6 protein-coding genes are annotated in these 6,804 nt (G+C 68.1%); 4 read left to right on the top strand and 2 right to left on the bottom strand.

The features are described 5' to 3' along the window. The coding region (carB, locus tag VGD44_RS14340; RefSeq protein ID WP_331088202.1) for a carbamoyl-phosphate synthase large subunit at positions 1-2,600 on the top strand (2,600 nt) is incomplete at its 5' end. Between the two features lie 63 nt (positions 2,601-2,663). On the opposite strand, the gene VGD44_RS14335 is transcribed toward carB, so the two are convergent. Then, positions 2,664-3,893, bottom strand: coding sequence for an MFS transporter (locus VGD44_RS14335; protein ID WP_331088201.1), 1,230 nt, complete (start codon positions 3,891-3,893; stop codon positions 2,664-2,666). A 40-nt stretch (positions 3,894-3,933) separates the two neighbouring features. Further along, entirely contained in the window at positions 3,934-4,464 is a 531-nt protein-coding gene (locus VGD44_RS14330; RefSeq protein ID WP_331088199.1) for a hypothetical protein, read from the bottom strand. Between the two features lie 144 nt (positions 4,465-4,608). Between VGD44_RS14330 and VGD44_RS14325 the strand changes: the two genes are divergently transcribed. The 3 genes from VGD44_RS14325 to VGD44_RS14315 all read left to right on the top strand — a co-directional run bounded on the left by VGD44_RS14325 (position 4,609) and on the right by VGD44_RS14315 (position 6,804). Next, positions 4,609-4,959, top strand: coding sequence for a hypothetical protein (locus VGD44_RS14325; protein ID WP_331088197.1), 351 nt, complete (start codon positions 4,609-4,611; stop codon positions 4,957-4,959). Next, positions 4,956-6,233, top strand: coding sequence for a hypothetical protein (locus VGD44_RS14320; RefSeq protein WP_331088195.1), 1,278 nt, complete (start codon positions 4,956-4,958; stop codon positions 6,231-6,233). Before VGD44_RS14325 ends, VGD44_RS14320 begins: the two co-directional genes overlap by 4 nt. Positions 6,234-6,348: 115 nt before the next feature. Next, entirely contained in the window at positions 6,349-6,804 is a 456-nt protein-coding gene (locus VGD44_RS14315; protein ID WP_331088192.1) for a MaoC family dehydratase, read from the top strand.

The raw sequence follows: 6,804 nt of genomic DNA, 5'->3' as shown, positions 1-6,804 counted from the left end.
TCTGCTCCATCGAGAACATCGACCCGATGGGCGTGCACACGGGCGACTCGATCACCGTCGCCCCGGCGCTGACGCTGACCGACAAGGAATACCAGCGCATGCGCGCCGCCTCGATCGCGGTGCTGCGCGAGATCGGCGTGGAGACCGGCGGCTCGAACGTGCAGTTCGCGGTGAATCCGGCGGACGGCCGTATGGTCGTCATCGAGATGAACCCGCGGGTGTCGCGTTCGTCGGCGCTGGCGTCCAAGGCCACCGGCTTCCCGATCGCCAAGGTCGCGGCACGCCTGGCCGTGGGCTACACCCTGGACGAGCTCATGAACGACATCACGGGCGCCACGCCCGCCTCGTTCGAGCCCTCGATCGACTACGTCGTCACCAAGATCCCGCGCTTCGCTTTCGAGAAGTTCCCGGGCTCGGAGCCCTATCTCACCACCCAGATGAAGTCGGTGGGCGAGGTCATGGCCATCGGCCGCACCTTCGCCGAGAGCCTGCAGAAGGCGCTACGCGGCCTTGAGACGGGCCTCAGCGGCCTGGACGAGATCGCCATCGAGGGCGGCGAGGACCCGGAGATGGGCCACGCCGCGGTCCTGCGCGCGCTGGCCACGCCCACGCCCGACCGGCTGCGGGTGATCGCCCAGGCGTTCCGCGCCGGCCTGACCTGCGACGAAATCCACGGGGCCTGCGCTTACGAACCCTGGTTCCTGCGCCAGATCGAGCACCTGGTGAAGACCGAGGAGCAGATCCGCGCGAACGCGCTGCCGACCGATGCAGCCGGCTTCCGCAAGCTGAAGGCGCTGGGCTTCTCCGACGCCCGCCTCGCCAAGCTCACCCACACCACCGAGAAGGAGGTGCGCGAGCAGCGCCGGGCCCTCGGCGTGCGCCCGGTGTTCAAGCGCATCGACACCTGCGCCGGCGAGTTCCGCGCCGAGACGCCCTACATGTACTCGACCTACGAGACCGGCGCGCTGGGCCAGCGCCCCGATTGCGAGAGCGAGCCCTCGGACCGGAAGAAGGCCATCATCCTGGGCGGCGGTCCGAACCGCATCGGCCAGGGCATCGAGTTCGACTACTGCTGCTGCCACGCGGCCTTCGCGCTCGACGAGATCGGCGTGGAGTCGATCATGGTCAACTGCAACCCCGAGACCGTCTCCACGGACTACGACACTTCGGACCGCCTCTACTTCGAGCCGCTGACCGCCGAGGACGTGCTGGAGCTCATCAAGGTCGAGCAGACCCGCGGCGAACTGCTGGGCGTGATCGTCCAGTTCGGCGGCCAGACCCCGCTGAAGCTGGCCGCGGCGCTGGAGGAGGCCGGGATCCCGATCCTCGGCACCAGCCCGGACGCCATCGACCTGGCCGAGGACCGCGAACGCTTCCAGCAGCTGCTGCACAAGCTGAAGATCGCCCAGCCGGTGAACGCCATCGCCCGCAGCCGCGACGAGGCCTTCGAGGCGGCGCACAAGGTGGGCTACCCCGTCGTGATCCGCCCGTCCTACGTGCTGGGCGGCCGGGCCATGGAGATCGTCCGCGACGACGAGCAGCTCGAGCGGTACATCACCACCGCCGTGCAGGTCTCGGGCGACAGCCCCGTGCTTCTGGACCAGTACCTCTCTCGCGCCACCGAGGTGGACGTCGACGCGCTGTGCGACCACACCGGGGCGGTCTTCGTCGCCGGCGTGATGGAGCACATCGAGGAGGCCGGCGTGCACTCGGGCGACAGCGCCTGCTCCATGCCGCCCTTCTCCCTGCGCGACGAGACCATCGCCGAGCTGAAGCGCCAGACCGAGGCCATGGCCAAGGCCCTGAACGTGCGCGGCCTGATGAACGTGCAGTTCGCCATCGAGGAGCCGCAGAGCGCCAACCCGCGCATCTATGTGCTGGAAGTGAACCCGCGCGCCAGCCGCACGGTGCCCTTCGTGGCCAAGACCATCGGCCAGCCGGTGGCCGCCATCGCCGCCAAGCTGATGGCCGGCAAGCCGCTCTCGGATTTCGGCCTGACCGACAAGCCCTACGACCACATCGCGGTGAAGGAAGCGGTCTTCCCGTTCGCCCGCTTCGCCGGCGTCGACACCATCCTGGGCCCGGAGATGCGATCGACGGGCGAGGTCATGGGGCTGGACTGGATCCGCGAGGGCGAAGGCCCCGGCCCCGCCTTCGCGCGGGCCTTCGCCAAGAGCCAGCTGGGCGGCGGCACGGTGCTGCCGTCCAAAGGGTGCGCCTTCGTCTCGGTGAAGGACGCGGACAAGGACTGGATCCTGGAGCCGGCGCAGATCATCTCGGCGCAGGGCTTCCGCATCCTGGCCACCTCCGGCACCGCCGCCTTCCTCGAGCAGAACGGCGTGAAGGTCGAGGTCGTGAAGAAGGTGCTCGAGGGCCGCCCCCACATCGTCGACGCCATGAAGAACGGCGAGGTGCAGCTCGTCTTCAACACCACTGAGGGCAAGCAGTCGCTGAAGGACAGCTTCGAGATCCGCCGCACCTCGCTGATGATGAAGATCCCCTACTTCACCACCACGCCCGCCGCGCTGGCCGCCGCCCGCGCCATCGCCGCCACCGCCGAGGGCCCCCTCGAAGTGCGGCCCCTGCAGAGCTACGCGTAGGGCCGCCTCACCTCCCCCGCGGCACGTCCACTGCTGACTCGGTTGCGATATTCGGAGGGTCCGCTAGAGGATCGGAGCCGTCCGCGGACGCATCGCGAACGCAGCAGCCGCTGCAACACCGGACGCGCCGGCGAAAAGCCAGAGCGCAACGTCGTAGCGCCCGGACAGAGCGAGGCTCCACACCGGCGGCAGTGGACCGACGGCCGCTCCGAGGACGGCCGCCAGAAATCCGACACCCCGGATAGAGCCCATGTTGCTGCGACCGAACGCTTCGGCATATCCCGCAGCTTGCGCTGTATTGAGGCTTCCGAGGGCAGCGCCGAGCGCGACCGCATAGGCCCAGCCGCCTATGGCGGTGTGCGCTGTCGCGGCGAAGGCCGCAGCCGCCGCGAGCGCGATCAGGAAGAGCGGCAGGAGCCGGCGGACGCCAACCCTGTCGATCAGGTAGCCTGACGCCGGAATGGCGATCGCCTGAACGGCAGCCATGGGCGCGAGCAACGCCACGGCGGCGCCCCTTTCGAGCCCGCCAACGGTCAGTATCGACACCTGGTGCAGCAGCAGCGCGGTGCCGACCATATTGCTGAGGAAACCCGCGGTCGTCAGGACCCAGAAGGTGCGCGTCCGCATGGCTTGCCCGAGCGTGACGCGCGGCTCGGCGACGGAAGATCGCTCCAACTTCGACGTGCTCGTCAGATCTGGTCGTAAGCCGAAGGTCTCCGGCCTGTCGCGGAACAGCAGGACAAGGAGGGGCACGACCAGGAAGGCCGTGACGCCGCCGAGAGCGACGTAGATCGTGCGCCAGCCCAGCCACGGAAGCAGGGCTTCGATGGCGAGCGGGAAGATGACCCCGCCGAGCGCCGTGCCGCCGACCACCGCGGCGGCGGCGACGCCGCGCTGGCGGACGAACCAGAGATTGATGACGTGCTGGCTCAGCAGGGTAAGGCCGCCGACGGCGGCTCCGCGGAGCAGGGCGAAGGCGAGCGTCAGTTCGAGGGCGTTGCGGACCAGCGCCATGCCGGCGCACGCCGCTGCCAGGGCCGTTCCGACGACGAAGGCCGCCAGCCGCACGCCATGGCGGTCTATCCAATGGCCCACGAACGGCGTGGGCAGGATCCCGAGCAGCGTTCCTATGGCGTAAGCCGCAGCCGCTGCGCTTCGCGAGGCGCCGAGATCCTGGATGATCGGATCGAAGAAGGCGGAAACGCCGACCGTCTGGCCGGGCGTGGTCATGAACGCCCCGAGCGCGCCCGCGCCGAGGATGATCCAGCCGTACTCGAACGGCACGCTGGACATGAAGCGATCCGGAGCAGGTCGACCCGATACCCCGGCCATCTCAGCTACCCGAGGGCGTCAGGCGGCGCACGACCGGATGGCGCAGGATGGCGTGCAGGATGAGCGGCGCGCCTATCGCCGCCGGTCCGATCCAGAAGGCGATTTGCGGAAGCTCCCGCCACACCGGGAGGTTCTTGCCGTTGTCCACGTAGAAGGCGGTCAGCATCAGCACGTAGGACGAGCCCATTCCCGCGACGTGCAGCTTCGGCCATCCGTTCCATCGGCGGCGCAAGGCGGTGCGCCCGAGAATGGCAGCGCCGAACGCGAGCACGCCAAGGACGAACAGGTGGGTGTTCTCGGCCCATCGGAGGACAGATAGCGCCGTCACCGAAACGAAGAGCACCGTGAGCCCCCAGAAATAGACCGCCCCGAAGGTCGAGTGCCGGCCGCGCCGCTTGCGACTCAGCATCGCGATGGCGCCGGCGATCACACAGACGAGCCCCACCAGGACGTGGAAGCCGACGATCGTCAGGAAGACGGGTGAGGTCGAAGGGATCGGTATGCCCGCCACGACGGTGAATTCTTCGGCCAAGGTTCTCCCCATCGGCAGAGCGCGAACCGGCTCATTACAAGCATATATGCACCGTTATGCCGATATTATTCCGTTGCGGGCCCTGAGTTTGTGCGCGCCGGCAAAGCGATTGACATGTGCATATGGGCGCCCACATCAACGGTCATGACCAAGCCGCTGACTCGCGATCAGGCCGCGAACGCCTGTGTGGAAATCCTCGACACGGAGTTCTTCAATGCGCTCTGCGAGCCGACGCGGGTGCAACTGGTCCGCACCCTGGTGCTGAACGGCCGGTCCGACATCCAGACACTGGCGAGCCATTTCCCGCAGGATCGGTCGGTGATCGCCCGGCATCTCCAGGTGATGGAGCGCGCCGGCATCGTCGTGTCCGAGAAGGTCGGCCGCCATCAGTTCTTCGAGCTCGACGGACCGACCATGGTGCAGCGCGTCGAGGCGATCCTCGATCTGATGCGGGTCATCGTCCCGATCTGCTGCCCTGGGAAGGGCGCGGCATGACCGCGCTCACGAGGCTCGGCGACCGCGCCACCGTCGAGCAGCTCAACAAGGAATGCTTCTGCATCACCCTGGACCGGCCGTCGCTGCATGACGCGTTGCGGCGCGAGACCGACGACCCGGACTTCGTGGCCAGCTACATCGCTTCGCGGCCGCACATGTTCTCCAACGCGCCGGTGTTCCTGTCGCGGTCGGAGTTCGCCGCGATGGCCGAGATCGTGGACGCGATCGAGGCCGCCGCCCAGCTGCCGGCCTACCAGGCCGCGGCGCTGGCCTTCGCCCCGGAGATCGCCCGCCACGACTTCGGCCCGGCGGGGGCCTTCATGGGATACGACTTCCACCTTGGCGACGACGGCCCGAAGCTGATCGAGGTGAACACCAACGCCGGGGGCGCCTTCCTCAACGCGTTCGTGGGCAAGGCGCAGCGCGCCTGTTGCGTCGAGGTGAGCTCTGTGATCGGCGGATCGCTCGTCGAAGACTTCGACGCCGCAGTCTGGCGCATGTTCACGCGCGAATGGGAAAGGCAGGGACGCAGCGGACAGCCGCGTCTGGTGGCCATCGTCGACGACGAACCACAGGCCCAATACCTCTTCCCCGAATTCGTGCTGGCGAAGCGCTTCTTCGAACGCAACGGCGCGCGCGCCGTGATCGCCGATCCGCGAGAACTCGTCTTCTCCGGTGGCCGGCTTCTCCACGAGGGCGAGCCCGTCGACCTGGTCTACAACCGCCTTGTCGACTTCGCCCTCGCGGCGCCCGAACACGACGCTTTGCGACGCGCCTACCTGGCCGGCGCGACGGTGGTCACGCCCAACCCGCGCAACCATGCGCTCCTGGCCGACAAGCGCAACCTGACCCTGCTGGCCGACCAAGCCTCGCTCGCGGCGTGGGGGCTCGCGCCGCAGCATCAGGCCGCCTTGTCGCGTCTGCCGCACTCGACGGTCGTGACGCGTGAAAACGCCGAGCGGCTGTGGGCCGAGCGAAAACGCCTCTTCTTCAAGCCGGCGAGCGGCCACGGCGGCAAGGCCGTGTACCGGGGCGACAAGCTCACGAAGGGCGTGTGGGCGGACATCGTCGAAGGCGTCTATGTCGCCCAGGAGTTCGCCGCGCCGAGCGAGCGCATGATCAACCACGACGGCGACACCCGCCCTCACAAGATGGACGTCCGGCTCTACACGTACCAAGGCGCGCCGCTGCTCGCCGTCGCCCGCATCTACCAGGGTCAGACGACGAACTTCCGCACGCCAGGTGGCGGCTTCGCGCCGGTCTTCGTGCTCTAGATCGCCGCTGGCGCGAGGTCGGTGGCAATCCACCAAGCCAGGAGAAGAAGCGCTCGCCGCGGCCGCGTTTGCTTTTCCGCTGGCGAAGCTTCGGCTCGGACACTACTGCCTTCGCATGGTCGAACCCCATCCTTCCGGCGGCTACATCCTGGATGAGCTTGTCGTCGGCATGACCGCCGAAAAGCGCGTCACCGTGAGCGAGGAGCGGATCGGCCACTTCGCAGAGGCGTCGGACGACTTCAACCCGTTGCATATGGACGAGGCGTTCGCGTCCAAGACGGCCTATCGAGGCCGGATCGCGCACGGCTTGCTGTCGGCGTCGTTCGGCTCCGCCGTCGTCGGCACGATCCTGCCCGGGGCAGGCGCGATCTACCTCGGCCAGACCCTGAATTTCTACAAGCCGGTCCGTATCGGCGAGGTCGCCGCGGCCCGCGTGACCGTCGCGACGATCGATGAGGCGGCCGCACGCGTTGTCCTTCGCTGTGAGATCTATGTGGGTGGCGAACTTGTGATGGACGGCGAAGCCACCGTTCGCGTTCCACGTCGCCGGCGCGCGCCAAAGACGCCCTAG

The organism is Phenylobacterium sp. (assembly GCF_036402295.1).
Taxonomy (GTDB): Bacteria; Pseudomonadota; Alphaproteobacteria; order Caulobacterales; family Caulobacteraceae; genus Phenylobacterium.
Note: the sequence above shows the minus strand (reverse complement) of the source record. Positions and strands in the feature narration are given on the sequence as shown.